The sequence below is a fragment of the Pseudoxanthomonas sp. CCNWLY206-1 genome, assembly GCF_039710385.1.
GTDB lineage: Bacteria > Pseudomonadota > Gammaproteobacteria > Xanthomonadales > Xanthomonadaceae > Pseudoxanthomonas_A.
The window spans coordinates 1-1,294 of record NZ_JBDKXI010000017.1 but is presented as its reverse complement, the minus strand read 5'-3'; the positions used below and the strand labels follow the sequence as shown (position 1 = coordinate 1,294).

At 62.0% G+C, this 1,294-nt stretch carries 1 protein-coding gene; it reads right to left on the bottom strand.

All coding sequences use genetic code 11. From position 1 onward, the window contains the following. Positions 1 to 60: 60 nt before the first annotated feature. Positions 61 to 1,212 (bottom strand): IS481 family transposase, encoded by a 1,152-nt coding sequence (locus AADW18_RS19550; protein ID WP_337345086.1) that lies wholly within the window; start codon positions 1,210 to 1,212, stop codon positions 61 to 63. Positions 1,213 to 1,294: the final 82 nt, after the last annotated feature.

Here is a 1,294-nt window from a genome sequence, read left to right as displayed (position 1 = left end):
GTGTACGGACCGGAGACCTGGGTAACGGGTGTGCGGGGACATGGGTAACACATTCAAGGCTCAGGTTGATGTAGCAGGTTGGCGCAAATCGAGTCGCATGAAGCGGTGGTGGCAGAAGAAGGCATCGAAGCAACCCTCTGCATTAGGGTCTGGGCGCATCGCCACGGGCAGTGTGTGCAAGGCGCTGGATAGGCGCAGCTTGCGACCCTGGAAGTTCACCCAGCCGTTCCAGCCCACCGTGATCACGCGGTCGTCCGGTCCATATTCGATCGGTGCCAATGCCGGAGGCAAGGTCCGCGGACTGACGTGATAGCGCGTTGCCGGTGTTTGCATGGCCAGCGCCTCATGCGGGCGCTCGTGGTTGTACACGCGGCGCCAGCGTTCGAAGGCGCACTGAGCCTGCGCCAGGTCGGTGAAGCTGCGTCCATTGAGCACTTCGGCCTTGAGTGAACGATGGAAGCGCTCTACTTTGCCGTTGGTCTGCGGATGGTAAGGCGCGCTGTAGCTGATGCGAATGCCCAGGCGAATGAGCCAGATGCTCAGTGCCGACAGCCCGTGTTCAACCTTGGCCGGGCTACCCCAAGGCGGACCGTTGTCGGCGTTGATGCGCACCGGCAAGCCGTAGCGCTGGAACACCCGCTGCAGATGATCCTGTACGTAAGGGGTGCTCGTTTGGGCGCAGGCGGCAATCGTCAGATTGAAGCGCGAGTGATCGTCGATCACGGTCAGCGGATGGCAACGCCCGGCCATCGTTGGGAAGTTGCCCTTGAAGTCGATCTGCCACAGCGCATTGGGGAGTGTGTGTTCGAAGCGTTGCCAAGGCTCGGCTGCTTGGCTGGCGTCGGGGGTGATCAGTCCATGCCGGTGCAGGATGCCGGTGATGGTGCTGGGCGCGGGTACGTCGTAGAAGCCTTGATCGTTCAGGCGCCGGGCGATCTTGCGCCCACCCCAGCACGGATGCTGACGGCGCAGTGCGACGACGGCGTGTTCTATCGCCGCGTTGCTGCGTGCGGGACTGTAGTGAGGACGGGTACTGAGAGGCAGGCACGCCGCGTTCATGCCGTGAAGCGCATGACGGCGTAATAGCGCATAGCCCGTCTTGGGACTGATGCCAAAGCGCCGGCAAAGCTCTCGGCGGTTAGCGCCTTCTCGCAAAGCCAGTTCCAGGAATTCACGTCGGGTGTCCATTAGATCTCTCGGTTGCCAGGGCATGGGTCACTTCCTCGGTCCTTTGACCAAAAAAGTGTTACCCATGTCCCCGCACACCCGTTACCCAGGTCTCCGGTCCGTACAC